Below are 24,669 nucleotides of genomic sequence, written 5' to 3'. Positions count from 1 at the left end.
GCGGGGTGCGTATACGGCGGCCGGCGGGGACGTGCCGGGTGGGACCTGTGGGAAGTGTGAGGAATTGTACGGCGTGCCGTAACACGCGCCCCGTGGTGTAACCGGTACGCAAGGTGCGGGGTGAACTGCTGTTCATCTGTGGTGCCTAGCATGTCCCGCATGCTGGACTACGACGTCGAGGCGGCGCGTTACGACGCGACCCGCGGGGGTGTGCCGCGCGCGCAGTCCGCGGCCCGCGCGATCCTCGCGCTGGTCCCGGAGCGGGCCCGCACCCTGCTGGACGTGGGGTGCGGAACCGGTCTGGTCACCGAGCGGCTGGTGCGACCCGGGCTGCGGGTGTTCGGGACGGACGCGGCGCCCGGCATGCTGGCGGTGGCGGCCGAACGGGTGGGCCCCGCGCTGGTGCTCGGCGACTGCCAGAAGCTGCCGTTCGCCGACGGGTGCCTGGACGCGGTGTGCGCGGTGTGGCTGCTGCATCTGCTGCCGGACGCGCCCGCGGTGGTCGCGGAGTGCGCGCGGGTGCTGCGGCCCGGCGGGGTGTTCGTGACGACGGTGGACAAGGTCGCCGGTCACGACGTGGACAGTGACGTGGACGCGCTGCTGGCGCCGTACCGGGTGCGGCGGGCGTACGACGCGGCGCCGCGGGTCATGGCGGTGGCCTCGGAGCACGGGCTGCGGCGGGCCGGCGAGGCCCGGTTCACCGGGCACGGCCAGGGGCGTTCGCCGGCCCGGACGGCGAGTGACGTGGCCCGCGGCCATTTCGCCTCGGCGCTGGCCCTGGACGAGGAGGAGTCCGGGACGCTGGTCCGGCGGCTGGAGCGGCTGCCGGATCCCGATGTGCCGCGGGCCGATCCGGTGTACCGGTTGCTGGCGTTGCGCAAGGAGGGGTGAGGCGCCGTCCGTTCCGGACGGGCGTCGGTGGCGGGGCCCGGGCTCAGCCGGTGAGGTCGGCGAGCATGGCGAGGACGGTCTGTTCGGTGTTCTCGTGGGTGATGCCGAGAGCGATGAGGGCGCGGGCGGCGGGTTCCTGGTCGTCGCTGAGGACGCCGAGCAGGATGTGTTCGGTGCCGATGTAGTTGTGGCCCAGCCTCAGTGCCTCGCGCAGCACGAGCTGGAGCACCTTCTTGGTGGCCGCGCCGACCGGCAGGTGCCCGTCGGCCGGGCGCTTGCGGTCGCCGGGGGTGGCGACCGCGGCCCTGACGGCGTCGGGCGTGACGCCGGCCGCTTCGAAGATCTTGGCGGCGATGGCGCCGCGCTCGTGCAGCAGGCCGAGCACGAGGTGCTCGGGTTCGATGGTGGCGTGCAGGGCGGTGCGGGCTTCTTCCTGGGCGGCCTGGACGACGTTGCGGGCCCGCGGGGTGAAGCGGCCGAAGCTGGCGGCGTCGGACAGGTCGACGTCCTCGGGCACCTTGGGCACGAACCGCTTCTGGGCGGCCTGCTTGCTCACGCCCATGTGCTGGCCGATCTCGGTCCAGGACGCGCCGGCCCGGCGGGCCTGGTCCACGAAGTGGCCGATGAGGTGGTCGGCGACGTCACCGAGGTGGGTCGCGACGGTGACGGCGTGCTCCAGGTCCTGGAGCGGGTCGCTGCCGGGGTGGCTGTCCTTGACGAAGTCGATGAGGTCGTCGAGGCGTACGGGGTGACGGGAGGATTCGCTCATGCGTCAACTTTAGGTTGACGATCTGCGGGCGTCAACCCCGAGTTGACGACAGGGGCCCGTGAGGCGGCGAGCCAGCCGCGGAAGAGGGTGTGCAGCGTCTCGGCGCCGACCAACGGCTCGTCAGGAAGCGGGAGTTCGGCCGGGGCCAGCAGAAAGGGGCGGGACTGGGGTCCGCCCAGGCCCCCGTGCGAGCCGGCCTGCTCCTCGAAGGCGAGCACCGCGCCGGTGTCCGGGTCGAGCGCCGAATTGATCATGAGGTCGGCGGTGTGGGCGAACCCGTCCGTCCGCAGCACCGCGGCGGCCGCCCGCTCCCCGAACGGGCCCAGCGGGTCGGTGCCGTCGACGCACCCGGTGGCCAGTTCGCGCTCCCCGTCCCGGCCGAGCACCAGCGGGCCGCGCTCGGCGCTGCGCACCAGGACGAAGCCGATCCCCGGGTGCGCGCGCAGCGCCGGTACGAGCTCCGGAAAGCGCCGGTCCAGCTCCTCCAGGGTGGCCCGCCCCTCGATGTCGGGAAAGGCGACCAGCCCCAGGTTGCCCGAGGCCAGCACGACCGGTTCGGACGCCGGCCCCGCGTACACCCGCTCCTCCCGCGCCCGGCGCCCGCGTTCCGGCCAGGGCAGCACGGTACGAGCCGCGTCGCGCGCCTCGGCCCCGCCCCGCCGCCGTACCACCGGCCCGTGACCGGTGCTGAGCCCGCAGCCGGCCCGTACCACGTCCCGCAGATCCGCCCCGTGGGCGTTCTCGAAGGTGTCGCCGGCGCTCTGCCCGTGGTCGGACAGCAGCACGATCCGGTACGGCCGCGGCGCGTACCGCACCGCCTGCGCGATCAGGCACACCGAACGGTCCAGGCGGGCCAGCACCTTGCGGGCGTCCCTGCTGTACGGGCCGGAGTGGTGCGCCACTTCGTCGTAGGCGACCAGGTCGGCGTAGACCGCGGTGCGCCCGGCGAGCACGTCGCCGATGACGGCCGCGACGGCGACATCGCGTTCCACCACCGTGGCGAAGGCCCGTACCAGCGGGTACAGGCCCAGCCGCTTGATCCGCGGCCGGTCGCCGCGCAGCCGGGCCGCGGTGGACTCCCGCAGTTCGCGCCCGACTTCGGCGATGAACGACCAAGCGGTGCGCACCGCGTTGGCCGGGTCGGAGAAATAGGCGAAGTAGCCGCTGCGCGGCCGCCGGAAGCTGCCCGCCCGGCCGGCCACCGACATCACCAGCGCGGACTGCTCGGCGCCGCCGCTGAACAGATTGCCGCGGCTGGCCCCGTCCGCGGCGAGCAGCCCGCGCGACCCGGTACGGGCCACCGCCCGGCGCTCCAGTTCGGCCGCGCTCGCGGGGCGGTTGCACACCATCACGTGCCCGTGTTCCTTCTCGTACCAGCGGAAGGCGGGCACGTCCTCGTTGCTGCCGTGCAGGATGGCGAGCTGGCTGGCGCCGGTCTGGCTGCTCCAGTCGGTGTACCAGGGCACCAGGCGGTGGGTGCTGCCGAGCCAGCCGGCGAGCGTGGGCATGGCCGGCTTCGCGCCGGTCAGCGCCTCGCGCAGCACGTCGTGGCCGACGCCGTCGAGCTGGACGAAAACGGTGCCGGGGGTGGTGGGCGGCGGCGGGTCGCCGGCGTGCGCGCGGCGGCGGCCGGCCAGCCGGGCCAGCCGGCGGCCGTAGGCGGCGTCGTCACGCATCGTCAGCGCGGTGCCGGTGGCCGAGGAGGTGAAGGACATCACCGCGGCGATCACCACCGCGCTGGACGCGGTCACGTCACCGCGGCCCTCGGGCGCGAGGCGCAGGGCGATCAGCAGCAGCGAGCCGTTGAGGAAGAACACCAGGGTGCCCAGCACCAGCGCGGGCACCAGCAGCAACGCCCGTACCAGCAGCGGCCACACCAGCGCGCTCAGCAGGCCGAAGGCGCCCGCGCCGGCCGCGGCCGTGACCGCGATCCGGGTCGGGCTGTCGCCACCGGGCGCCTCGATGCTGAAATCGGGCAGCACCGCGGCGAGTACGGCGAGGGTGGCGCTGGCCACCGCCCATACGGCCAGCACCCGCCCGGCGGCCCGCAGCACGGCGAGTCCCGCGGCCCGTCTCCTGGTCACTCCCGGCTGAGGCACCCTCCCACCCTGCCACACCCCCGACCTGGCATTGTGTGTCGGAGGGCATAGTCTCGGGGACACGGGCGAGGTGCCCAACGGCAGGGCTGAAGCGGGGCGACGTCCGGGTGACGGGCCGGGGAAGGGTGACGCGCGCGGTGACGGTGGAGATCACGTGGTGGGGTCACGCCACGGTGACCGTGCGGGACTCGGGCGTACGCGTACTGACCGACCCGCTGTTCGCCCGGCGGCTGGCCCATCTGCGGCGCCGGCGCGGCGCGGTGCCCCCACCGGAGGCGGCCCGCGCGGACCTGGTGCTGGTCTCCCATCTGCACGCCGACCACCTGCACCTGGGCTCGCTGGCCCGGCTGGCCCCGGGCACGCCGGTGGTGCTGCCGCGCGGGGCGCAGGCGGCGGTGCCGGGACTGCGCCGGCTGCGGTCCCGGCTGCGGCTGATCGAGACCACGGCCGGACAGACGCATGAATTCGGCGCCGTGACCGTACGGGCGGTGCCGGCCGCGCACGACGGGCGGCGGCTGCCGTACGGGCGGCAGCGGGTGGCGGCGCTGGGCTACGTCGTGACCGGCGAGGCCCGCACCTACTTCGCCGGCGACACCGGGCTGTTCGACGGCATGGCCGAGGCGGTCGGGCCGTGCGACATCGCGCTGCTGCCGGTCGGCGGCTGGGGGCCGTTCCTCGGCCACGGCCATCTGAACGCCGACCGCGCGGCACGGGCACTCGCCGACCTGGCGCCGGGGGCGGCGGTGCCGGTGCACTACGGCACGTACTGGCCGATCGGCATGGACGGCATCCGGCCGCACGAATTCCTCACGCCGGGCCAGGACTTCGTACGGCTGGCCGAGCGCACCGCACCCGCCGTACGGGTGCACCGGCTGGAGCACGGGCAGAGCGTCACGGTGACGGGCGCGGGGCGGGAGAGCGCCGGGTGACGGGTCTGCTCGTGTCGGCCGCCACCAATCCGCCGCCCTCCGCGGGCACCCAGCAGGCGATCGGCTATCCCACGTTGTTCGTGCTGGTGATGCTCGGCTCGCTGATACCCGTGGTGCCGACCGGCGCGCTGGTCTCCGGCGCGGCGGTGGTCGCCTTCCACCGGGACCCGGTGATGCTCGCGGTGGTCTTCGGGGTGGCGTCCTTCGCGGCCTTCCTCGGCGACGCGGGCCTGTACTGGCTGGGGCTGCGCGGCGTGCATTCGCGCGGCGGATCGCGCTGGCTGCACCGGCTGCAGTCCCGGGTGGACACCGACACGCTCGGCCGGGCCGAGCGGCAACTAGAACAGCACGGCGCCGCGGTACTGATCCTCTCCCGCCTCGTGCCCGCCGGGCGGCTCCCGGTGATGGTGGCCTGCCTGCTGGCGGAGATGCCGCTGCGCCGCTTCCTCCACGGCGACATCGCGGCCTGCCTGGCCTGGGCGGCGGCCTACCAGGTCATCGGCATCGTCGGCGGCTCCCTCTTCCCCGAGCCCTGGCAGGGCGTGGCCCTGGCGGTGGGGCTGACGTTCCTGATCGCGGCGTATCCGACGGTGCGCAAGCGGCTGCGGAAGTCGTGAGCGGGTGATTCCGGGGCCGGTGCTGGTCCTGGGGTGGTCCTGGCCCTGTTTTAGGGGGCCAGCACCTTCGAGCCGCCCACCGGCAGGTCCCACAGCGCGTCGCGGCGCAGGCCCGCCGCCCGCCAGGCGGCCCGCAGCCGGGTGATCGGCTCCAGCGGCGGCTCGCCGGAGAGCAGGAAGGTCCCCCAGTGCATGGGGGCCATCGCCGCCGCGCCCACGTCGAGGAAGGCGCGTACGGCTTCCTCCGGGTCGGTGTGCACCGGGCTGAGCATGCGGCGCGGCGAATACGCCCCGATCGGCAGCAGGGCCAGGTCGATGCCGGGGTGGGCGCGGCCGATCCGGTCGAAGAAGGGACCGTAGCCGGTGTCGCCGGCGAAGTAGACGCGCCGCCCGTACCGGTCGGACAGCACCCAGCCACCCCACAACGTGCGGCAGGCGTCGGTCAGGGAGCGCCGGCTCCAGTGGTGGGCCGGCACGCAGTCGAACCGCACGCCGGACAGTTCGGCCGCCTCCCACCAGTCGAGTTCGGTGACCGTGGTGAAGGCGCGGCGCCGGCACCACTCGCCGAGCCCGGCGGGCACGAACAGCGCGGTGTCGCGCGGCAGGCGCCGCAGCGTGGGCGCGTCCAGGTGGTCGTAATGGTTGTGGCTGATCACCACGGCGTCCACCGGCGGCAGTTCGCCCCACGGCACGCCCACCGGGGTGACCCGGGCGGGCGTGGCCGGGATCCGGCGGGACCAGACCGGGTCGGTGAGCACGGTCAGCCCGCCGATCCGGATCACCCAGCTCGCGTGACCGGCCCAGGTGACGCTCACGGTCGTGGCCGACGCGTCGGGCACGGGCCCCGGCGCGACCGGCAGCGAGCCCACCTCCCCCAGCGTCTCGGCCGGCGGGCGCACCGCGACCTCGCGGATCACCCGGGCCAGCGCCCGCGCTCCGGGCAGCGGATCGGTCAGCCGGTCGGCGAACGACTTCGGCCACGTCCGCCGCTCCCCCAGCGGGCGGACGGCGACGAAGGGACGGGCGGGGGCGGTTTCGGGAGCGGTGGGCGTGGCGGCCCGGTCCTTCTGGTCGGTCATCGGGTCTCCCTTCGCCCTCCGGAACTGCGCCCGCCGGAGCCTCGCCGGGGCCTCGCCCGTCGGTACGGCAGCGGACCGGACCGGCACCGGCACGGGCTGCCCGGTTCCGGTGACCGTATGTCAGGCGCCGCCTCCCCGCGATCGGGTGCCGGCGCCGTCGGGGACCGGGTCCGGCTCCGAGATTTCGGCAAGGGCCGAGGTCAGGGCGGTGAGGGCGGCGGCGATGTGGGGGACGGTGAGGGGATCGGCGGCGGCGAGGGCGGTACGCCGTTCGGTCTCGGTGGCGCCGTGCAGCGCACCCGTGTCGATCCGGACCCGCGGCTCCAGCGGGTCGTCGCCGAACACGTGCCCGCCGAGCACCGGACGGCCGAGGGCTTCGGTGAGCCGCTGCTGCGCGCCGGCCGCGTCCAGGTCGTGGGCGGACAGCGTCGGGTAGAGCTGGAAGCCGGCCTTCGGCGGGCGGCACAGCGCCCCGGCGGCGGTGACCGCCCGGTACGCGGCGGCGGCCACCCGCGCGTGCAGCCGGTTCGCGGCGGCGGTGCGGTCGGTGACCTCGGCCGGCTCGCCCAGGACATAGGCGGCGGCGTCGGCGACCGGGCCGGGCAGCACCGCGCGCAGGGCGGCCAGGGCCGCGGCGGTCCGCTCCCGCCAGGACAGGCCGTGGCCGCTGGCCGGGAAACGCGCCAGCGCGCACGGCACGGTCGCCGGCACCAGGGTCGCCCCGAGGTCGGTGAGCACCACCGTGTGGTCGGGCAGCATCTCGGCCGGGCTGAGCAGCACCGTCTCGTGGTGGTGCAGGGTGTCGCTGTACGTCTCGTCGGAGACGATCACCAGCCCGGCCTCGGCGGCGGCCTCGCAGGTCTCGTGCAGCAACTCGGGCGCGGTCACCGTGCCGCTGGGGTCGTCCACCGCGGAGAGCAGCAGCAGACGCGGCGTGCCGCCGTCCGCGCGGGCCCGCCGTACGGTCTCCAGCAGCGCGAACGGGTCGGGCACGCCGCCACCCTCCGCGGGCGCGGGCGAGGTGTGCACGCGGCGGCCGAGCAGCGCGGCGACCGGCGCCTGCCAGGCCGCGGCCGGACGGGCGATCACCAGGTCCCCGTCCACGGCCGCCAGCAGCGCGGCGAGCAGCACCTCCGCGCCGGGCGCGACCGCCAGATGCGGCGCGTCGGTGGGCAGCCCCCGCCGCGCCCAGTAACCGGCCGCGGCCTCCAGCACCGCCCGGCCGCCGCCGGCCGGCTCCGCCCCCGTCCTGCTGCTCAGGTTCGCATCCCAATACGCCGGCACCGGCAGCCCCGGATCGGGCCTCAGATCGTACGGCGGATCCGCCCGCATCACGCACCTCCACTGGATCGGTGTCCCCTGTGTCCCGGTGTCCCCTGTTCCCCTTGAAAGCCCTCACCGCTCACGATCCCCCCACTCGCCCCGTCCCGCACCATTGGCAGGCCGAATCGGTAGCGGGCGGCTGGGGGCCGGCTTGGATGTACGGGTCGTGGCGTCTGCGGGACGCGCAGGGCAGCCGAGGCGCCGTCAGGAACCGTGCGGCGGCTGTCGGCGGTTTCGTCCTTCGGACGCGCGGGGACCCGGGCCGCGGCGGGGGTCGGCCGGGGGTCTGCCGAGGGACACTCGGGTGGCGGAACGGGGCGGCGTGTGCGGGGGCGCGCAGGGTAACCGAGCGAGCATGACGTATCCGTGGAAGGAGTGGGACCGGGCGTTGTTCGCCCAGGTCGCCGGGCGGCACTGGCCGGGGGCCGAGCCGGTGCTGCCGAAGTTGAGCCGGGCGGCGAATCACGGCCGGCTGTGGTTCGCGGTGGCAGCGGGAATGGCGGTGGTCGGCGGGCGGGAGGGGCGGCGCGCGGCGCTGCGCGGAGTGGGTTCGCTGGCGCTGGCGTCACTGACCGTGAACACCGTGGGGAAGGGTGCGGTCCGCCGGGCCCGGCCGGTGCTGGACGCGGTGCCGGTGATACGGCGCCTGCACCACCAGCCGGTGACCTCGTCCTTCCCCTCGGGACACGCCGCTTCGGCGGCCGCTTTCGCCGCGGGCGCGGCCGCCGAGTCCGGCGCGTGGGGCACGGCGCTGGCGCCGGTGGCGGCGAGTGTGGCGTTCTCCCGGATCTACACCGGCGTGCACTATCCGAGTGATGTGCTGGTGGGCAGCGCGCTGGGCGTGGGCGCGGCCCTGGCGCTGCGGGCCGCGGTGCCGCCCGTGGCCCGGCAGCCCCAGCCGGGCCCGGCCGCGTCGGTGCCCGAGCTGCGCGGCGGCGCGGGCCTGCACGTGGTGGTCAACGCCGCCTCCGGCCCGCCGCCCCTGCTGTCGCCGCCGCTGGACCGGATCCGCCAGGCACTGCCGATGGCCGAGGTCGTGGAGCGCACCGAGGACGACGACCTGGCCGAACTGCTGGAGAAGGCCGGCCGGGCCGCCGCGGAGGAGGGCGGGGCGCTGGGCGTGTGCGGCGGCGACGGCACGGTCTGCCTGGCCGCGGAGATCGCGCTGCGCTGCAAGGTGCCGCTGGCGGTCTTCCCCGGCGGCACCCGCAACCACTTCGCCCTGGACCTCGGGCTGAACTCGGTGGAGGACACCGCGATGGCGGTGGCCGCCGGACGGGCGGCCGTGGTGGACGTGGCCCGCCGCACCGACCCGAGCGACGGCACCTGGTCGCCCTTTCTCAACACCTTCAGCATCGGCTCCTACCCGGAGCTGGTCCGGGTCCGGGAACGCTGGTCGCGCCGGATCGGGAGCTGGCCGGCCAGTGTGCTGGCGGCCGTGCACGTCCTGCGCACCAGCGAGCCGCTGACCGTCGAGGTGAACGGGCGCCCGCGCTCGGTGTGGCTGCTGTTCGCCGGGAACTGCCGCTACTCCAGCTGGGGCCCGGCGCCGGTACGGCGGCGCGATCTGTCCGACGGCCTGCTGGACGTACGCATCGTGGACGGCGGACCCTTCGCCCGCTCCCGGCTGCTCGGGGCGGCGCTGACCGGGGTCCTCACCGGCTCGCCGGTCTACGCCACCGCGTCCGTACGGCGCCTGCGGCTGCGGGTGCCGGGCAGCGGGGTCCACCTCGCCTACGACGGCGAGGTCGCGCCCGCGCCGCGCGAGCTGGTGCTCGACAAGGTCCCCGGCGGGCTGACGGTGTACCGGGGCCCGTCTCCGTCACGGCCCCGGCAGGGCGCACCCGACTGAGGGCGAGGACTGCGGGGGCTGCGGGCGGGCGTCCCGTACCGTACGGCGGTACTCCGGACCGTACGGTACGGGTCGCGCCCGGTCAGTTGCCGCCGACCAGGCCGGCGAGCGCGCGGACGCCCTCCCCGGAGATGCTGAGCGCATCCGGGCTGCCGGTGTCGATGGACAGGATCAGTTCGTCCGACGGCCAGGCGCCGCTGAGGGCGGCGAGCTGGATCAGCCGGTAACGACGGGTGGTGGGGAGCGCCTCGGCCATCCGGGTCTCGGAGGTGAAGACCGGGACGAGCTGCCGGCCGTCCTCCTGCTCGTAGACCGGAAGCTGGATCTCCCGCGGCAGCTCGGCTCCGCTGCCCATGCTCTCGGGGTACTCGTCGACCCCCGGCACGGGCAGCAGCACCTCGCTGACCGCGAGTGTGCTCAGCGCGACGACGTTCTCGCTGCCGTGGGCGATCTCGTGGAGTGCGCGCTGCGCGGGGGGCAGGGCGCCGTCGGGGTTGATGTCGGTCATCGCCTCTGGTTCCTCTCGCGGGGTCCGGACTGTGCACTGGCTGAAACCCGCGCGTACCCCAGGTGGGGCCGAGCATGCGGCTCGGCGCTCAGATTGGCGGGTACCTTGCGGGTTCTTTTACGTGGCCGCACCGTCCCGATGGGGCGGTTTCGGTCGGTTTCCGGACCTTCCCTCGGTGGTCGGTTGCTCGCGCAGTTCCCCGCGCCGCTGGCGGGGCGGCCTCGTCCTTGGCGGGCCTTACCGGCCCGGTGGGGTGGTGCCCGTCGTTGCCGGACCTTCCCGCCGTCGTCGGTTGCTCGCGCAGTTCCCCGCGCCCCTGACGGGGCATGCCTGACCAGGCCGGTTACGAGAGGGCCGGGTCGGGGCGCATGCGGAAGTCGTAGGGGGGTGGGAGGGGGTGGGTGGTACGGGCCTGGGTGCGGAGGGTGTCGTCGGGTGGGGTGTGGGGGGAGAGGAGGGCCTCGGCGATGGCGAACCAGGTGTCGCTGAGGGATTCGGCGCCCTCGCGGAGGTCGGCGACTTCGAAGCCATGGTCGAAGATGGCGCGGGCGCGGGTGGGGTCGTTCTGGGCGAGGGCGGTGCGGGCGCGCAGGAGGCGGAGGTGGCCGTCGTCGAGGGGGGTGTCGCGGCCGGCGGCGGGGTGGTCGAGGAGGCGGGCGGCGTCGGCGGGGCGGGCGGCCTCGAGGAGCACGGGGACGGCCTCGACGGTGAGGGCGCGCTGGACGGTGCGGGCGGTCGCGGCGGCGTCCTCGGTCCAGCGGTCGCGGTCGAGGAAGCCGGCGCGCAGGCTGTCGTACGCCTCGACGTAGCGCTGCGCCGCGCGGGCGGTCTCGCCCTCGGCGGCCTCGGCGACGGCGAGGGCGCGCAGCGCCCAGGGCGAGGGGTGGGCGGCGAGTGAACGCTGCCAACTGCGCACCGCCTGGGCCCGGTCGCCCGCCGCCCACTGGGCGATGCCGAGGTGGTAGTCACGGAACCACTCGTTGCCGGGGTAGGTGTCGGCGCTCTCCAGCAGTTCGCGCCACTCGGGCGAGACCGGGCAGGGGCCGGGCGGGGCGTCGGCGGCGGGGCGCGGGAAGACGCCGGCCACCAGCAGTTCCAGCCAGGGCTTCTGGAGCTCGCCGAGGGTGTCGGCGGGGAACGGCGTGCCCGGCAGGTGGTGGTGGCCGCGCTCGGCCTCCAGGGCGCCCCAGCCGGAGCCGGTGGCCAGGACGTCCTTGGGGTCGCTGTCGGCGTGGGCGAGCCAGGTCTCGTAGGCCGCCTCGACGGTGGCCCGGGGCAGGGCCGTCTCCAGGCGGCCGGCGGCCTCGGCGCGGGCGGCGGACCAGTCGGGGCCGTGGACGGCGGCGGGATCGGCGGCGAGCGGGCCGTACGCCTCCAGCCAGGAGAACTCCGACTCGGCCGGCATCGGGATGTGTTCGAGCTGGGTACGGGCCAGCCCGGCCTGGATCTCCAGGTAGCCGCCGGTGCCGGGCTCGGTCAGCCACTCCTGCCAGCGGCGCCCGCCCGGGCCCCGGCCCCACAGGAACAGCTTGCGGCCGCGCAGTGTGTCAGTGGAGGTGTGGACCAGGCCCCGGCCGTCGCCGTCGAGCGCGGCGATCCAGCGGCGGTCGTCGCCGCGGATGTCGAAGAAGTAGTCGGCGGCGTGCTCGGCGCGGGTGGTGTAGGTGACGTCGGTCCCGTCTGCGGCGTGCGGGACCGGCACGTGGCCGAGCGTGGCGGTGTAGCCGAAGTGCCAGGCGGCGTCGGCGGGGGCCAGCACCCGGGTGTCGGGGGTCTCGGGCACGGCGATGTTGGACCACCAGTAGGCCGGTACCGTACGGTCGTGCGGGTTGCGCACCCGCACCCCGACGTAGAGGAAGTCGGAGTCGGCGGGCAGCCACAGGTCCACCTGGAAGGGCAGGTCGCGCAGCCGCTCCCATTCCCACAGGCGCAGCATCTCGCCGCCGTCCGGGGCGGGCACCCGGGCGGCATGCAACGGCGCGCAGGTGTGCGCCGCGTGACCGGTGGCGCCGAGGTTCCACTCCACGCCGCCGGAGAACCACGCCCCGGCCAGCCCGAACGCCGCCGGTTGGAACACCGGGTTCCGGTACAGCAGTTCGCGGCCGGTGGGCTTGTGCACCAGTGAGTACAGCCGGCCACCCAGGCCCGGCAGGACGGTGGCCCGGACCCGTTCGTTCTCGATGACCAGGGCGTCCAGCGCGGTCGGGACGCGCTCCCGCCGGTAGCCGTCGAGGACGCGCACGGGCAGTACGGTGCGCAGCGGCGCGTAGCCGATCTGCCGGGCCATGTCGGCGGGCAGGTCCGTGCGGTCGGCCGGATCCAGCCGGTGCACCTCGTCCATCGGACGCAGCGCGGGCAGCGGGTTCTCCGGTCCGAGGGGGGCGGCGGGGATCTGCACAACGGTATGTCGCACGGTCGTAGCCAAGGCCACCTCATCTGGCGCGCGGGGCCGCCTCTCCCACGGCGGCGCTGTGTTGACCATCGAACATCCTTCGGCCCGCCGTGACCAGGGGGCAGCCCAGGTACGGCAAGGGAACAGAGGTACGGGTGGGTACGGATGAGCACGGACGGGCACGGGCGCATACGCGTGGGACAGGCGGGCCGGGTCAAGGTCGGGGCCGTTGTCGGTGGGCGCTGGTACAACGGTCAACATGACCTCCTCGTCCTCTGCGCCCCCCGCGCAGCCCGCCGGCCCGGGCCCGGAGTTCGCCGAGCGGCTGGAACTGATCGAGGAGCGCTCCGCCGCCCTCCGCCTCGCGGCCGGTTCGGCGGACCCGCTCGCCCGGGTGCCGGGGTGCCCGGACTGGACCGTACGGGACCTGGTCGCACACATGGCGCGCGTCCAGCGGTTCTGGGCCGCGTCGGTGACCGCCGGCCCGGCGTCCCGGCCACCGGCGGACGAGGCCGGCGACCCCCCGCCGCCCGGCGAGCTGATGGCCTGGTCGGCCCGGTGCACGCAGGCGCTGATCGAGGCACTGCGCTTGGCCGGCCCGGACGCCAACTGCTGGACCTGGTGGGCCGATTGGGGCCACCCCTCCACCGCGGGAGCGGTGGCCCGGCACCAGGTGCAGGAAGCGGCCGTGCACGCCCGCGACGCCCAGGAGGCCGCGGGCACCCCCGAACCCCTGCCGCCCGCCCTCGCGGTGGACGCCGTCGACCAACTCCTGCACGTCGGGTTCGCCGCCATGGACGGCTGGCCCAACTCCCCCGCCCGCGTCGCCCTGATCGCGGACGAGGGCGTCACCTGGACCCTCGTCCTTGACGACACCGGTGCCTCGGCGCACCGCGGCGCACCCGGTGGCGGCCCGCAGCCGGGTGCCACCCTGTCCGGCCCGGCCGGTGAACTCCTCCTCGCTCTCTACCGCCGCATCCCCTGGGACAGCGGCGCCCTGCGCGTGTCGGGTGATGTCGATCTCGTCCGCCAATTGGTGGTCTGGCCGCCGCTCGGCTGAGGACGTACCGTCCTTGCCAGAGGGGTGATGCCCATGTCTGGTCGAGGGTGGCGCGCGGCTGGTGTGACGGGTGGGGCACTGGCATTGCTCACCGGATGCACTCTCGGCACCCATTCGAGCGTCTCCGCCACCGCTCCCGCCTACTCCGCCCCCGCACCCCCACCCGTGGGCAGCATCGAGCACCCCCGCCCGGTCGACTGCGTCGACGGCCTCACCTTCGGCGGGGACCTCCCCCCGTCCCCACCGGCGACCTCCGCCCCGGCAACCACCCGCCCGCCGACCCCGCCCGGCCAGACCGACAAGACTCCCGGCTCCGATACCACCTCCGGCACAGGCTCCACCACCGGCGCGGCCACCGACACCGGATCAGGCACCGACACCGGCACCGGAGCGCCGCCCGGCACCGTCTCCGGCTGGGCGGCCGGCGGCGGACCGCACGGCTCGCCCTCACCCACGCTGCCCAAGCTGCCCTCGGGGCCGAGGACCGATGTGACCGTCGGCCCGCTGACCTGGAAGGGCCTGCGGGCGCTGGCCACGGCCGACCAGCGGGTGTACGGCACCCACAACTCAGACGGCTGGCACTACCGGATCGGCCCCGACGTCCACGCCCACTCCACGGTCACCGTCACCGTCGGCGTCCAGCAGCGGGCCCGGGCCGGCCTGGAGTACGGCGGCGGCTACGGCACCACCCCCGCTCCCGCGGTCACCTTCAACAGCTGCCCCACCGCCACCACCACCTTTCCCGGGGGCTTCTTCATCGCCGGGGACGGCCGGGCCTGCCTGCCCCTGGACGTGCGGGTCGGCAACGGTCCCGCGAAGCGTGTCGTGATCTCCTTCTTCAACGGACGCTGCTCTGCTTAGGCTGGACTCATGACCGAGTCCACGCCCGATCCCGCAGCCGCCGGCGAGCCCGCCCACGACCCCGAGGTCCTCGAACTGGCCGCCCAGGTCTTCGACCTCGCCCGGCAGGGCGACACCGCCAAGCTCGCCGCCTACGTCGACGCCGGTGTGCCCGTCAACCTCACCAACGCCCGCGGCGACACCCTCCTCATGCTCGCCGCCTACCACAGTCACGCCGACGCCGTCCGCGCCCTCCTGGACCGCGGCGCCGAGCCGGACCGCGGCAACGACCGGGGCCAGACGCCGCTGGCCGGCGCGGTCTTCAAGGGCTCCCAGGACGTCATCGACGCCCTCCTCGAAGCCGGCGCGGACCCCGCCGCCGGTGCCCCCAGCGCCATCGACACCGCCGTCATGTTCGGCAAGGAGGACCTGCTCAAGCAGTTCGGCGTCGAGTGACCGGACCCCACCCGCACCGGGCGGCCCACCTGCCGCCCGGTCCGACCGCCACGGGATCCGCCGCTGGACCCGTCTTGGGCGGATCTGCCGCCAGACCCGCGGCCAGACCTGCCACCGGAACCGCCGTCAGGAGAGCGCGGCCGTGCGCTCGGCCAGCCGGTGCGCGCCGGCCTCGGTGAGAGAGCCGTGCAGCCGCAGCCGCGATATGCCGCCGTCGGGAAATATCTCCAGCCGCGCGTGGGTGGCCTGCGTGGGTGCGGTCAGGAAGCGGTGGAGGGTGTCCGGCTGGAGCCGGGTCCGCGGTATCAGCTCGGTCCACTCACCCGCGGAGCCGTCGCGTATCCACAAAGCGGCCCAGCCCGCCGCGTTCCCCTTCAGATAGGCCGTGTCGATCTCGACAGCCCGGATCACTCCCTGCTCGGCCAGGCGGTAGCGGATCCAGTCGTGACCGGTGTCGCGGCGGCGCCGCGTCTCCCAGCCGTCGTCCATCTGCCGGGAGCGGCCGGGCAGGATGGTGTGCGCCGGCGGTGAGTAGAAGCGGTCCGAGGCGTCCTCGACGGTGCCGCCGTGTTCCAGGGCGACCAGGTCGAAGGTGCCCAGCGCCGCCAGCCAGCCGGGGTCGGGGACAACCTCGCCGCGCACCCGCAGCCGGGCGATCCCCCCGTCGGGGTGCTGGCGGACCCGCAGGTGGGTGAAGCGCCGCCCGGCCCGGATCAGGAAGGCGTTCTCTGCGTGCCCGCCGATCTCGGTGCGCGGCACCAACTCGGTCCAGGTCACCTCTGGGGCCAGCAGTTCCTCCGGGGCGGCCGAGGGCGAGGCCGCGGTGGCCGCTATCGAGACCGCCCGCGGGTAGTTGCCGCGGAAGTGGGCGGTGTCCAACACGATGCCGCGGATCAGTCCGGGCACGCCGAGCCGTACCAGCGCCCAGTCGTGGTCGTCGGCGGCCGGGTGCGGGACCTGTGCCGAGGCGCCGCGCCGCCGGCGGGTCTCCCAGCCGTCCATGATCTTGCCCTTGTGCCCGAAGCGCTCGGGGTCGAAGACCGCGGGTCCCGGCAGCAGCAGGTTCTCCCGCTGGGCGAAGAACTCGTCATTGGCCGCGATCACCCCGGCGCCCAGTCTCCGGTCGGCCAGGTCCACGGTCCCGGCGAACGGCAGGTCCCCGCGGCGGTAGTCGGCGTACGGATCCCCACCCGCGTACGGCGGCGCGTCCCCCGTGAAGGAGGTCAGCGCGGTGAAGCCCGTCTGTCCGGTCGTCGTCATGACGTCGTCCCCCATTCCTGCCGGGCCCCGCGCGGAAGCCCGCCCGCAGCCCATCGGTCCCTGTCGGACGGCCCGGCCCGGTCCGCCCCCTTCGTGATGTCTCCACTCTCACCTCCCCGCACCCTTCACGTCCATCGAATCTTTCTGAAGCGACCTTTCAGTCCACCTGCACGAAGGGGTCGAGCTGTGCCGCCTGCCGCAGCGCCCCCATCACCCGCCGCACCAGCGGCGCGTCCTCCGATCCGCCCCGCACCGCCGCCACCACGCGGCGGCGCGGCCGGTCGGCCTCCAGCCCCCGGATCGCGACCTCCTCCCGCAGCCCCGTCCCGGTCGCCATGCGCGGCACCAGCGCGACCCCCATCCCGGCGCTGACCAGCGAGAAGATGGCCGGCCAGTCGGCGGCGGCATGGGCCTGCGCGGGCACGAACCCGGCGTCCGCGCAGGCGGTGAGGGTGATGTCGCGCCACGGGCCCCGGCTGCCGAAGATCCACGGCTCGCCGGCGAGCTGGGCCAGCCGCAGACCCGGCGCGGCGGCCAGCGCGTGGCCGAGCGGCAGGGCGATGTCCAGCGGGTCGGTGAGCAGCGGGAAGAGCACGAACCGCGGATCCCCGCTGGTCGGCGCGCCCACCGCGAGCGACACCGCGAGGTCCACCTCGCCGGCCGCCAGCAGGTCGTACGCCTCGGCCGCCTCGGCCTCACGGACCGCGACGGTGAGGCCCGGCGCGGTGCGGCGCAGCAGGGCGGCCGCCGGCACGACCAGGCGCGCGATGCCGGTGGCGATGGTGCCGACCCGGATCTCGCCCGAGTCGCCCCGGGCGTAGCCGTCCAGTTCCGCGCCGGCCCGCTCCAACTGCGCGAACACGATCTCGGCGTGCCGCAGCAGCACATGCGCGGCGCCGGTCAGCCGTACCCCGCGCCCCCGGGCCTCGATCACCGGCGCGCCTATCTGCTTGGACAGCGCCGACAGTTGCTGGGACACCGCCGACGGCGTCATGCGCAGGGCCGCGGCGGCGGCAGTGACCGTCCCCGTGTCGTACAGCGCCCGGAGAATCTGGAGCTTCCTGAGGTCCCAGTCCTTCATTCAGCCAGGCTAAACGATTGCCGCCGACGCGAGTTACGGTTCGCCCGCCGACGAGCCCCGACCAGGCCCGGCCGGGCCCTCGTCGAAGGAGCCGTGCCGGCCCGCGCCCGAGGCGAACCGGGCCGCTCCCTCCGCCGCTTCGGCCAGCGAGACACGGCCGTGCGCCAGCTCGACCGCCAGAGCCGCGGCTTCGTCCAGGCCTTCCTGCTCGAGGAGGGAGAGGCGGTCGTGGCGCACGCAGGTCTGCGGGAAAGCGGCGATCTCGGCGGCCAGTCGCTCGGCCGCGGCGCGCGCGGTGCCGCGCGGGACGACCCGGTCGACCAGGCCGATGGCCAACGCTTCGGCCGCGTCGACCGGCCGTCCGGTGAGGATCAGGTCCATGGCCCGGCCCGCGCCGATCAGCCGCGGCAGCCGTACCGTCCCGCCGTCGATCAGCGGCACTCCCCACCGGCGGCAGAAGACGCCGAGCACCACGTCCTCCTCGACCACCCGCAGGTCGCACCACAGCGCCAGCTCCAAGCCGCCGGCCACCGCGTGACCGGAGATCGCGGCGATCACCGGCTTGCCCAGCCGCACCCGGGTCGGCCCCATCGGCCCGTCGCCGTCCTCCGCCACCCGGTTGCCCCGCTCCGTGCCGATCGCCTTGAGATCGGCGCCGGCGCAGAACGTCCCGCCCTCCCCCCACAGCACCCCGACCGTCGCCGACGCGTCGGCGTCGAACGCCCGGAAGGCGTCGGCCAGCGCCGCCGCCGTGGGCCCGTCCACCGCGTTGCGGACCGCGGGCCGGGACAGGACGACGGTGATCACGTCCCCGTTCCGCTCGGTGCGTACGGCGCCGGACTCCGGTACGGCCGCCCCGGCCGCGGGCTCGGCAGGTGGTACGGATGCGCTCACTGGTGCTCCGACAGCAGTACGGCGGTGGTGTCCGGCTCCAGCGCGCGGAATATGTGCGGCAGGTCGCCGGGGTACGACACGTAGTCGCCGGGGGCGAGTTCGACCGGCTCGTCGGTGATGCCGACCAGGGCGCGGCCGGTACTCAGGACGACGTGTTCGATCAGGCCCGGCGAGTGCGGGTCGGACGCGCGGACCGTGCCCGGCTGGGACGAGACGAGGTAGACGTCACGGCGGGCGCCCGGCGGGCAGGAGGCGAGCAACGTGGCCACGTAGTCGGAGCGCTCGGCAGTGAAGGTCGGCCCCTCGCCGGCCTTGATCACCTGGACCCGCGGCCGCGGCGGCTCCACGAGCTGGGCAAACGGCACGTCGAGGGTGACGCTCAGCGCCCAGAGCGTCTCCACACTGGGGTTTCCGGTGCCGGACTCCAGTTGGGACAGCGTCGACTTGGCGATACCGGCACGGCGCGCGACCTCGGCGAGGGAGAGGCCGACGCGGCGGCGCTCGCGCTGCAAGGAGGCGGCGATGGCGGCGAGCGGGGCGCCGCTGCTCTCGGAGGGGGCCATGGGGAGCTTCCCGGGTCTCGGCTCTGGGTGGTCGGATTCTCGCACTTCGCCTGCGTGTCGTACGAGCGTCACCCACGTACGGCGGATTCGTTCGGCATATCAATCCGCTCGTTCGGTTTGACGAACGACCGTTCTTGTGTTCATTCTAGACGGCGATGCGTTCGATATGGCGAACTCCGGAAAAGGATCTGGCGCGGGACATCGCGCTGGTATGCGCTGCCGACGGACTGGTCGGCGCGTCGTTCGGGGCGATCTCGGTCGGGCTCGGGCTGCCGCTGTGGCTGCCCTCGCTACTGTCGGTGGTGGTCTTCGCCGGGGCGTCGCAGTTCCTGTTCATCGGGCTGGTCGGGGCCGGCGGGAATCCGGTCGCCGCGGTCGCGGCCGGGCTGCTGATCAACGTCCGGCACGTCCCGTTCGGATTCACCGTCGGGGACGTCCTGGGCACGCGGTGGGTACGCCGGCTGATCGGGACCCACCTGATGGTGGACGAGACGGTGGCCTTCACCCTCGCCGAGGAGGAGCCGCGACGGCGCCGGGCCGCGTACTGGACCTGCGGCCTCGGGCTCTTCGCCGCCTGGAACCTCGGAGTGGTGGCCGGCGCCTTCGGGGGCCGCGCGATCGGCAACACCGACTCCTTCGGCCTGGACGCCGCCCTGCCGGCCGTCCTGCTCGCCCTCCTCCTGCCCTCCCTGAACACGGCCGCGACCCGCTCGGCAGCGGCCGCCGGAGCCGCCATCGCACTGGCCGCCACCCCCTTCCTGCCGGCCGGCCTGCCCGTCCTGCTGGCCCTGGCGGGCATGCTCGCCGCCCTGCGCCCAGGCGTCGCCCAGGCGACTCCCGCGCAACCTACGGCCGAGGGCGCCGCCAAGGACGCCACCCCGCACGACGTACGGGCCACCGCCGGGCCCACCGCGTCCGCCGACCCGGCCGAGCCCACTGAATCCACCGAATCCACCGAATCCGCTGAATCCACCGAACCCGCTCGACCCAGGTGACCCCATGACCAGTTCCCCGACCCTCGTCCTGGCCACCGCTGTTCTGGGCGCGGGCACCTTCGCCTTCCGGCTGGCCGGCCCGGTGCTGCGCACCCGCGTCACCCTGTCCCCGCGGGTGGAGCGGCTGATGGCCACCGCCGTGGTCGTCCTGCTGGCCGCCCTGGTCGCGACCTCCTCGCTCACCGAGTCGCACTCCTTCACCGGGCCCGCGCGCCCGGCCGGGGTGGCCGTGGCCGCCCTGTGTGCCTGGCGCAAGGCCCCCTTCGTGGTGGTCGTCGTCGCGGCGGCCGCCACCACCGCGCTGTTGAGGCTGGCCGGCGTGAGCTGACGTACGGTCACCGGCCCGCGGCCCTTCCGGCACCAGGCGCCGCGCCCGACCCGTAGCCGTACTCCCCCGCGCCGCCGCAACCGGAACCGCAACCGGAACCGGCCGAGATCGCGGTCCACCGCCGCGCACCCCTGCCCGTACGATGTCCCGCCCCGGCCCGGCGTCCCCGCCGCACCCTCCCGACCTCGGACAACCATGCCCCGACGGATCACCGGTCCCGAGCGCCGGCACCCCGCACGTATCGGGATCCCCCGCGGGCGGCCCGGCCGACTCCTCCCGTCCTCGTCCCACTTGCCCGGTGGCCGCGCACCGCGTCCGGTGACCGAATAGCGCGGCGGACCGGTACAGAGGACCTGACAGGAGGAATCCAGATCGTGTTACGTGTCATGTCTCCGTCGATTCATGAGCGGCCGTCACCGTCCTGGACGGAGAGCCACCCCCCACTGGAGGACAAGTGACCGGTCAGTCGAACCGCCGGGTTTCTGCCACTCTGCGCACGGCCCTGCTGGGTACGCTCACCGCGTGCCTGGCGTTCACCGTCGCCGGGGCCGGCAGCGGCTCCGCCGCCGCGAGCGCCGCCGGGACGGACACGCTTCCGCTTTCGGGCGCCACCACGTCGGGCCTGCACAACACGTACGACCCCGCCTCCTTCAGCTACCTCGCGCAGGGCCTCGACACGGGGACCTCGATGATCGAACTCGATGTCTGGGACGACTTCTTCACCCAGGAGTGGAAGGTCAGCCACGACAGCCTGACCAGCAACGGCAACAACTGCGTCAACGCGTCCACGCCGGCCGACCTCTACACCGGCGGCGCCAACAAGGACCTGGAGAGCTGCCTGGACGACGTGCGGGTCTGGCTCGGCGCGCACCCCGGCCACGGCCCGCTGTTCCTGAAGATCGAGCTGAAGGCCGGCTTCCAGGCGAACCTCGGGATGAGCCCGGCGAAGCTGGACCAGTCGATCAGCGCCCACCTCGGCAACCTGGTGTTCAAGCCGAACGACCTGCTCAACAAGCCCGGCGGCGGCCAGTACGCCACCCTGGACGACGCGGCCAACGCGGGCAACTGGCCGACCCGGCAGCAGCTCGCCGGCAAGGTGGTCATCGAGATCATCCCCGGCACGGTCGAGGAGAACAACCCGACCGACTCGCTGTGGACCGACAAGGAGTACGCGACCTACCTGCGCGACCTGCACAGCCAGGGCAAGACCGCACAGGCCAACATCTTCCCCTCGGTGCACAACGCGCAGTCCGGCGACCCGCGCACCCGCTACTCCGACACCTCGCTGCGCCCCTGGTTCGTGGCTTTCGACGGTGACGCGGCCACGTACCTCAACGGCTCGATCGACACGAGCTGGTACGACACCCACCACTACCTGCTCTTCATGACGGACTCGCAGAACGTGCCGCCCACCCTGGACGACACCAACCCGTCCGTCGCCGACGCGCAGGCCCGCGTCGCCCAGCTCGCCAAGGCGCACGCCACGGTGGCGTCCAACGACTGGCGCGGGCTGCCCGACGTCCAGTCGATGGTGGTACCGCGCGGCTGACCCGACATCCGGGCGCGGTTGCTCGGTTGCACGACCGTTCACGACGTCCCCCGGCGATTCGCTGACCGCCGGGGGACGGTCATGTCGCGAGCGCGGCGGAGTCGCCCATCACGATGACGGGGTGGTCGGCCGGGCGCAGGGTGCGCAGCAACTGCACCATGTGGGCGGCCGAGATGCTGACGCAGCCGTGGGTGGGGCCGCCGTGGTCGACGTGCACCCAGATGCCGCCGCCGCGCGAGGGGCCGAGCGGCTGGGTGCCGTCCAGCGGCGAGGTGCCGGGCACCCGGTTGTAGTCGATGGCGATGACGTAGTCGAAGGCCTCGTCCAGCGGTTCGCCGTCGAAGCCGACCCCGCCCGCCCGGAACTTCGAGGAGTGGTGGTACGGCAGCGCCGAGCCGGGATCGCTCTCGAAGCCGCCCGCGTCGCTGAGGGTGAACACGCCGATGGGACTGTGCAGGTCACCGGCCTGGTGATCACGGGTCCAGCCGTGCAGGGCGTTGTGCGCCGGCCACGCCTGGCCCGCCTTCCAGTGGCCGTCGTCGGTACGGGACCACAGGGTGACGGTGGTCAGCGAGGAGTTCGCGGACCGGCCGGAGGCGACCAGCACCTGACGGGTGGTGGCGGGGATGGCGGCCAGCGTCTTGGGGCCGATGCCCGGTATCACCGTGGGCAGCGCGTCGTTCGTGTGCGCCGGGGCCGGCTGCGCGACGGACGCGGCGTGGCTCGCCTGATCCGGCGGCGTGTGCTCGGCGTCCTTGGCCGATGCCGCGTCGCCGGAGTGCCGGCCGGCCACCGCGTACCCGGCCCCGAGAGCGACCAGGCCGAGGGCACCGGCCGCCGCGAAGGCAGCGGTCCGCCGCCGGGTACGGCGGGGGCGCCGGTGCCGTCCGCGGCCGTTCGGATCGTCGGCTTCGTCGCGGACCTCGCGATCGTCACCACCGTCACGGTCGTCGTCGTCACGTGGCTCGGTGAGCACCTTGTCGGGCAGAGCAGCAGCAGTCATCGCGTCGATCCTCGCAAACAGCAGCCCCGCCCGCCTCAACCAGCCCCCATTGGAGTCCGTTTCGCCCCACACGCCGGATTCGTGTACGGCCATTCGGGTAAGGCGGTCTCGCCCCATGTCCGCAGTCCTGTCTCCGCAGTTCTGTTCTCACGGCCGTACTCCGGGGAGCCGACACCTCGTCAGCCTGTCCTCCGCGTACCGCGGCAGACTGTGGCGTGTCGCACGCCCGTACGATGTCCCGGCGCGCCGCCGTGAGCCGGAGCGCGTCAGGCCGCCCGGAGCAGTGCCTCCGTCAGTTCGGCCGGCCGGCTGAGCGCCACCAGGTGCCCGCCGGGCAGTTCCTCGACGTCCAGGCCGAGCCGGTCCCGCACCACGCGGCGCTGGAACTCCAGCGGGAAGAACCGGTCGTCCCGCCCCTGGAGCACACGGGTGGGCACGTCCGGCCACTTCTCCAGCGGCCAGGGCGGTCCCCAGACGCCGGCCGGCGGCCCGCCGGGCTCGGGCCCGGAGAGTATCCGCTCGGTGATTTCGGCGGGCACGTCGTGGAAGAAGTCGGTGCGCACGTCGAACTCCGCGGCGGCGCCGTGCCGGCCGCTCTCCTCTGCGTGGCGCAGCCGGGCCTCGGCCTGCCCGGTGTCGGCCCACCAGTCTCCGGCGCTCTCCCCGGGCCTGGGCACCATCGGGTTGACCAGCACGAGCCCGTCCACCGCCAGCCGGGCGCACACCAGGGGCGCGGAGAAGCCGCCGAGCGACTGCCCGACCACGACCAGCGGCCGTATCAGGCCGGGCAGCGCCAGGATCGCCGCGGTGATCGCGTCCGCGAAGTCGTCGAAGGTCGCGGTGTCCTGGCCGGGCAGGTCGAGGGTGACCACCTCGTGGCCCCGGTCGCGCAGCCGGGGCGCCACCAGATCCCAGTACGAGGCGGCGCCGTCGGCCCCGGGCACGAGTACGTAGGTCGCCATGCCGCACACCCTAGTAAGGGGGTACGACAACGGGCCCGCGCCGCCACCGCGCGGGCCCCGGCCGTCACCCGCTCAGTCCGAAGGTGATCCGATAGCCTGCCTCACCGTTACTGGTGAACGTGCTGGTCGCGTCGTCGTCCACGTAGGAGTACGCGAACGGCTCGGCCTTCTTGAACAGCGCCGCGTAGTTCACCGGCCACTGATCCGGACGGCACTCCGAACGCGGCGCCCACTGCGCACGGCAGCAGTACTGGTCGGTGCCGAACACCCCGCACGGCGACTCGCAGCCCACCGTGCCCCCGCCGGCGTGGACCTGAAGCTCCTTCGGGCAGTCCACGAGGTGGGTGCAGCCGGCCGCGGAGCAGCCGTTCGCGCTGATCGGGTCCTTTGTGGTGCCGCCGACGGTGTTGATCCACATCGGCAGGTTGGAGCCGTCGACCAGGCTCACGTCGTAGAAGTCCAGCCCGTTCCAGGAATTGAGGTTGAACTCCGCGAGGGTGGCGGGGATGGTGCCGTAGCCGGGGCACTGGAAGCGGCCGGCGCAGTCGCCGGTCTCGCAGTGGCCGCGGCCGGCGGCGTCGAAGGAGCAGCCGGTGCGACCCCAGAACCGCCCGTTCCAGTGATCGGGCACCCGGACGCTGATGGACTGGCCGGGCCGCAGCACCCATCCGGTGGTACTCAGGGCCGGCTGTGGGGTCTGCTCCCCCGCACCTACCCAGATGGTCCGGCCCACCCGGTTCACCAGGGTGAACACCCGCCATCCGGCGCGCGGCGCGAGCGGTGCGGAGCCGGCGGCGGGCGCCTTCGCGGAGGAGGGGGCCGCCGGGGACGGCGTGGCGGTGCGGTGCGCGGACGCGGTGGGGTGAGCGGTCGGCCGCCGTGACGGCGACGGGGTGGCGGTGGTCCGCCGGGGCGAGGGCGTGACGGTACGGCCGGCCGGCGCCGGCCCGGAGGTGGTGACGGCGGTGACCGCGGCCGGGTTCGCGCCCGCGGCGGCCGGTCCCCCGCGACCGCCCGGGCCGTGTCCCGCCACCGCGTACACGGCCAGGCACGCCACGGCCACGACCAGGGCCGCCACCCCTGCGACCGTGCCCCGCTGCCCGTACCGTCGTCGTGCCCTGTGCCCCATCGCCTGGCTCCCGCCTTCCGTTCCCGTGCCGCCGACCGGCCGCAAAGGAGACGTACGGGTGCCGGCGGGGATAACGGAAACGGGCGCCGG

Annotated in this window: 23 protein-coding genes; 10 read left to right on the top strand and 13 right to left on the bottom strand. The window is 74.5% G+C overall.

Translation table 11 applies throughout. From position 1 onward, the window contains the following. Positions 1–159: 159 nt before the first annotated feature. Positions 160–891, top strand: a complete 732-nt coding sequence (locus ITX44_RS21610) for a class I SAM-dependent methyltransferase (protein ID WP_205358936.1) — start codon at positions 160–162, stop codon at positions 889–891. A 43-nt stretch (positions 892–934) separates the two neighbouring features. Here the strand turns inward: ITX44_RS21610 and ITX44_RS21605 are convergent, their stop codons facing one another. Together ITX44_RS21605 and ITX44_RS21600 are read right to left on the bottom strand one after the other, a co-directional pair. After that, positions 935–1,660 (bottom strand): Clp protease N-terminal domain-containing protein, encoded by a 726-nt coding sequence (locus ITX44_RS21605; protein WP_205358935.1) that lies wholly within the window; start codon positions 1,658–1,660, stop codon positions 935–937. Then, on the bottom strand, positions 1,657–3,744 hold the full coding sequence (locus ITX44_RS21600) for a phage holin family protein (protein WP_205358934.1): 2,088 nt from the start codon (positions 3,742–3,744) through the stop codon (positions 1,657–1,659). The genes ITX44_RS21605 and ITX44_RS21600 overlap by 4 nt, the downstream gene beginning before the upstream one ends. Positions 3,745–3,896: 152 nt before the next feature. Here ITX44_RS21600 and ITX44_RS21595 point away from each other — a divergent pair, with 152 nt between their 5' ends. Together ITX44_RS21595 and ITX44_RS21590 are read left to right on the top strand one after the other, a co-directional pair. After that, a complete protein-coding gene (locus tag ITX44_RS21595) occupies positions 3,897–4,688 on the top strand; it encodes an MBL fold metallo-hydrolase (protein ID WP_205358933.1) in 792 nt (263 codons plus the stop codon). After that, a complete protein-coding gene (locus ITX44_RS21590; RefSeq protein WP_307795413.1) occupies positions 4,685–5,305 on the top strand; it encodes a DedA family protein in 621 nt (206 codons plus the stop codon). The genes ITX44_RS21595 and ITX44_RS21590 overlap by 4 nt, the downstream gene beginning before the upstream one ends. A gap of 50 nt (positions 5,306–5,355) precedes the next feature. Here the strand turns inward: ITX44_RS21590 and ITX44_RS21585 are convergent, their stop codons facing one another. Then, positions 5,356–6,384 (bottom strand): MBL fold metallo-hydrolase, encoded by a 1,029-nt coding sequence (locus tag ITX44_RS21585; protein WP_205358932.1) that lies wholly within the window; start codon positions 6,382–6,384, stop codon positions 5,356–5,358. 120 nt (positions 6,385–6,504) lie between these two features. Continuing rightward, a complete protein-coding gene (locus tag ITX44_RS21580; RefSeq protein ID WP_205358931.1) occupies positions 6,505–7,716 on the bottom strand; it encodes an aminotransferase class I/II-fold pyridoxal phosphate-dependent enzyme in 1,212 nt (403 codons plus the stop codon). A gap of 346 nt (positions 7,717–8,062) precedes the next feature. On the opposite strand from ITX44_RS21580, the gene ITX44_RS21575 reads away from it, so the two are divergent. After that, positions 8,063–9,559, top strand: coding sequence for a bifunctional phosphatase PAP2/diacylglycerol kinase family protein (locus ITX44_RS21575; protein WP_205358930.1), 1,497 nt, complete (start codon positions 8,063–8,065; stop codon positions 9,557–9,559). An 82-nt stretch (positions 9,560–9,641) separates the two neighbouring features. On the opposite strand, the gene ITX44_RS21570 is transcribed toward ITX44_RS21575, so the two are convergent. Together ITX44_RS21570 and ITX44_RS21565 are read right to left on the bottom strand one after the other, a co-directional pair. Further along, positions 9,642–10,067, bottom strand: a complete 426-nt coding sequence (locus tag ITX44_RS21570) for an SseB family protein (protein WP_205358929.1) — start codon at positions 10,065–10,067, stop codon at positions 9,642–9,644. 343 nt (positions 10,068–10,410) lie between these two features. Next, positions 10,411–12,492 carry a DUF5107 domain-containing protein gene (locus ITX44_RS21565; RefSeq protein ID WP_205358928.1) on the bottom strand — a complete coding sequence of 694 codons (2,082 nt, stop codon included), beginning with the start codon at positions 12,490–12,492 and terminating at the stop codon, positions 10,411–10,413. Between the two features lie 226 nt (positions 12,493–12,718). Between ITX44_RS21565 and ITX44_RS21560 the strand changes: the two genes are divergently transcribed. The 3 genes from ITX44_RS21560 (at position 12,719) to ITX44_RS21550 (ending at position 14,815) form a co-directional block, all read left to right on the top strand. After that, positions 12,719–13,519 (top strand): maleylpyruvate isomerase family mycothiol-dependent enzyme, encoded by an 801-nt coding sequence (locus ITX44_RS21560; protein WP_205358927.1) that lies wholly within the window; start codon positions 12,719–12,721, stop codon positions 13,517–13,519. A gap of 63 nt (positions 13,520–13,582) precedes the next feature. Beyond that, positions 13,583–14,380 (top strand): hypothetical protein, encoded by a 798-nt coding sequence (locus tag ITX44_RS21555; protein ID WP_205358926.1) that lies wholly within the window; start codon positions 13,583–13,585, stop codon positions 14,378–14,380. Positions 14,381–14,389: 9 nt separating this feature from the next. Continuing rightward, positions 14,390–14,815, top strand: a complete 426-nt coding sequence (locus ITX44_RS21550; protein WP_205358925.1) for an ankyrin repeat domain-containing protein — start codon at positions 14,390–14,392, stop codon at positions 14,813–14,815. Between the two features lie 126 nt (positions 14,816–14,941). On the opposite strand, the gene alc is transcribed toward ITX44_RS21550, so the two are convergent. The 4 genes from alc to ITX44_RS21530 all read right to left on the bottom strand — a co-directional run bounded on the left by alc (position 14,942) and on the right by ITX44_RS21530 (position 18,613). Then, positions 14,942–16,075, bottom strand: a complete 1,134-nt coding sequence (gene alc / locus ITX44_RS21545; protein ID WP_205358924.1) for an allantoicase — start codon at positions 16,073–16,075, stop codon at positions 14,942–14,944. 157 nt (positions 16,076–16,232) lie between these two features. Further along, a complete protein-coding gene (locus ITX44_RS21540) occupies positions 16,233–17,156 on the bottom strand; it encodes a LysR family transcriptional regulator (RefSeq protein ID WP_205358923.1) in 924 nt (307 codons plus the stop codon). Between the two features lie 33 nt (positions 17,157–17,189). Then, positions 17,190–18,050, bottom strand: coding sequence for a crotonase/enoyl-CoA hydratase family protein (locus tag ITX44_RS21535; RefSeq protein WP_205358922.1), 861 nt, complete (start codon positions 18,048–18,050; stop codon positions 17,190–17,192). Next, positions 18,047–18,613 (bottom strand): helix-turn-helix domain-containing protein, encoded by a 567-nt coding sequence (locus ITX44_RS21530; protein WP_205358921.1) that lies wholly within the window; start codon positions 18,611–18,613, stop codon positions 18,047–18,049. The genes ITX44_RS21535 and ITX44_RS21530 overlap by 4 nt, the downstream gene beginning before the upstream one ends. 155 nt (positions 18,614–18,768) lie before the next feature. Here ITX44_RS21530 and ITX44_RS21525 point away from each other — a divergent pair, with 155 nt between their 5' ends. The 3 genes from ITX44_RS21525 (at position 18,769) to ITX44_RS21515 (ending at position 21,485) form a co-directional block, all read left to right on the top strand. After that, positions 18,769–19,608, top strand: a complete 840-nt coding sequence (locus ITX44_RS21525) for an AzlC family ABC transporter permease (protein WP_205358920.1) — start codon at positions 18,769–18,771, stop codon at positions 19,606–19,608. 4 nt (positions 19,609–19,612) lie between these two features. Then, positions 19,613–19,936, top strand: a complete 324-nt coding sequence (locus tag ITX44_RS21520) for an AzlD domain-containing protein (protein ID WP_205358919.1) — start codon at positions 19,613–19,615, stop codon at positions 19,934–19,936. A 454-nt stretch (positions 19,937–20,390) separates the two neighbouring features. Continuing rightward, the gene (locus ITX44_RS21515; RefSeq protein WP_307795412.1) at positions 20,391–21,485 is read left to right on the top strand and encodes a phosphatidylinositol-specific phospholipase C domain-containing protein; all 1,095 of its coding nucleotides are present in this window, start codon (positions 20,391–20,393) and stop codon (positions 21,483–21,485) included. A 79-nt stretch (positions 21,486–21,564) separates the two neighbouring features. On the opposite strand, the gene ITX44_RS21510 is transcribed toward ITX44_RS21515, so the two are convergent. The 3 genes from ITX44_RS21510 to ITX44_RS21500 all read right to left on the bottom strand — a co-directional run bounded on the left by ITX44_RS21510 (position 21,565) and on the right by ITX44_RS21500 (position 24,528). Beyond that, positions 21,565–22,488: a L,D-transpeptidase family protein gene (locus ITX44_RS21510; protein ID WP_236061191.1), complete on the bottom strand. Its 924-nt coding sequence runs from the start codon at positions 22,486–22,488 to the stop codon at positions 21,565–21,567. 266 nt (positions 22,489–22,754) lie between these two features. Then, positions 22,755–23,450, bottom strand: coding sequence for an alpha/beta fold hydrolase (locus ITX44_RS21505; RefSeq protein WP_205358918.1), 696 nt, complete (start codon positions 23,448–23,450; stop codon positions 22,755–22,757). Positions 23,451–23,514: 64 nt separating this feature from the next. Then, on the bottom strand, positions 23,515–24,528 hold the full coding sequence (locus ITX44_RS21500; RefSeq protein WP_205358917.1) for a thaumatin family protein: 1,014 nt from the start codon (positions 24,526–24,528) through the stop codon (positions 23,515–23,517). Between the last annotated feature and the right edge of the window lie 141 nt (positions 24,529–24,669).

The sequence above is a fragment of the Actinacidiphila acididurans genome (assembly GCF_016918855.1).
In the GTDB taxonomy this organism is placed as follows: domain Bacteria; phylum Actinomycetota; class Actinomycetes; order Streptomycetales; family Streptomycetaceae; genus Actinacidiphila; species Actinacidiphila acididurans.
This window is presented reverse-complemented; position numbering and strand designations above follow the sequence as displayed.

Coding starts and splice junctions, on each gene's coding strand:
- ITX44_RS21605 (WP_205358935.1), bottom strand. CDS start 1,660: ATGAGCGAATCCTCCCGTCACCCCGTACGCCTCGACGACCTCATCGAC.
- alc (WP_205358924.1), bottom strand. CDS start 16,075: ATGACGACGACCGGACAGACGGGCTTCACCGCGCTGACCTCCTTCACG.
- ITX44_RS21585 (WP_205358932.1), bottom strand. CDS start 6,384: ATGACCGACCAGAAGGACCGGGCCGCCACGCCCACCGCTCCCGAAACC.
- ITX44_RS21560 (WP_205358927.1), top strand. CDS start 12,719: ATGACCTCCTCGTCCTCTGCGCCCCCCGCGCAGCCCGCCGGCCCGGGC.
- ITX44_RS21510 (WP_236061191.1), bottom strand. CDS start 22,488: ATGACTGCTGCTGCTCTGCCCGACAAGGTGCTCACCGAGCCACGTGAC.
- ITX44_RS21530 (WP_205358921.1), bottom strand. CDS start 18,613: ATGGCCCCCTCCGAGAGCAGCGGCGCCCCGCTCGCCGCCATCGCCGCC.
- ITX44_RS21540 (WP_205358923.1), bottom strand. CDS start 17,156: ATGAAGGACTGGGACCTCAGGAAGCTCCAGATTCTCCGGGCGCTGTAC.
- ITX44_RS21520 (WP_205358919.1), top strand. CDS start 19,613: ATGACCAGTTCCCCGACCCTCGTCCTGGCCACCGCTGTTCTGGGCGCG.
- ITX44_RS21580 (WP_205358931.1), bottom strand. CDS start 7,716: ATGCGGGCGGATCCGCCGTACGATCTGAGGCCCGATCCGGGGCTGCCG.
- ITX44_RS21610 (WP_205358936.1), top strand. CDS start 160: ATGCTGGACTACGACGTCGAGGCGGCGCGTTACGACGCGACCCGCGGG.
- ITX44_RS21575 (WP_205358930.1), top strand. CDS start 8,063: ATGACGTATCCGTGGAAGGAGTGGGACCGGGCGTTGTTCGCCCAGGTC.
- ITX44_RS21505 (WP_205358918.1), bottom strand. CDS start 23,450: ATGGCGACCTACGTACTCGTGCCCGGGGCCGACGGCGCCGCCTCGTAC.
- ITX44_RS21525 (WP_205358920.1), top strand. CDS start 18,769: ATGCGTTCGATATGGCGAACTCCGGAAAAGGATCTGGCGCGGGACATC.
- ITX44_RS21570 (WP_205358929.1), bottom strand. CDS start 10,067: ATGACCGACATCAACCCCGACGGCGCCCTGCCCCCCGCGCAGCGCGCA.
- ITX44_RS21550 (WP_205358925.1), top strand. CDS start 14,390: ATGACCGAGTCCACGCCCGATCCCGCAGCCGCCGGCGAGCCCGCCCAC.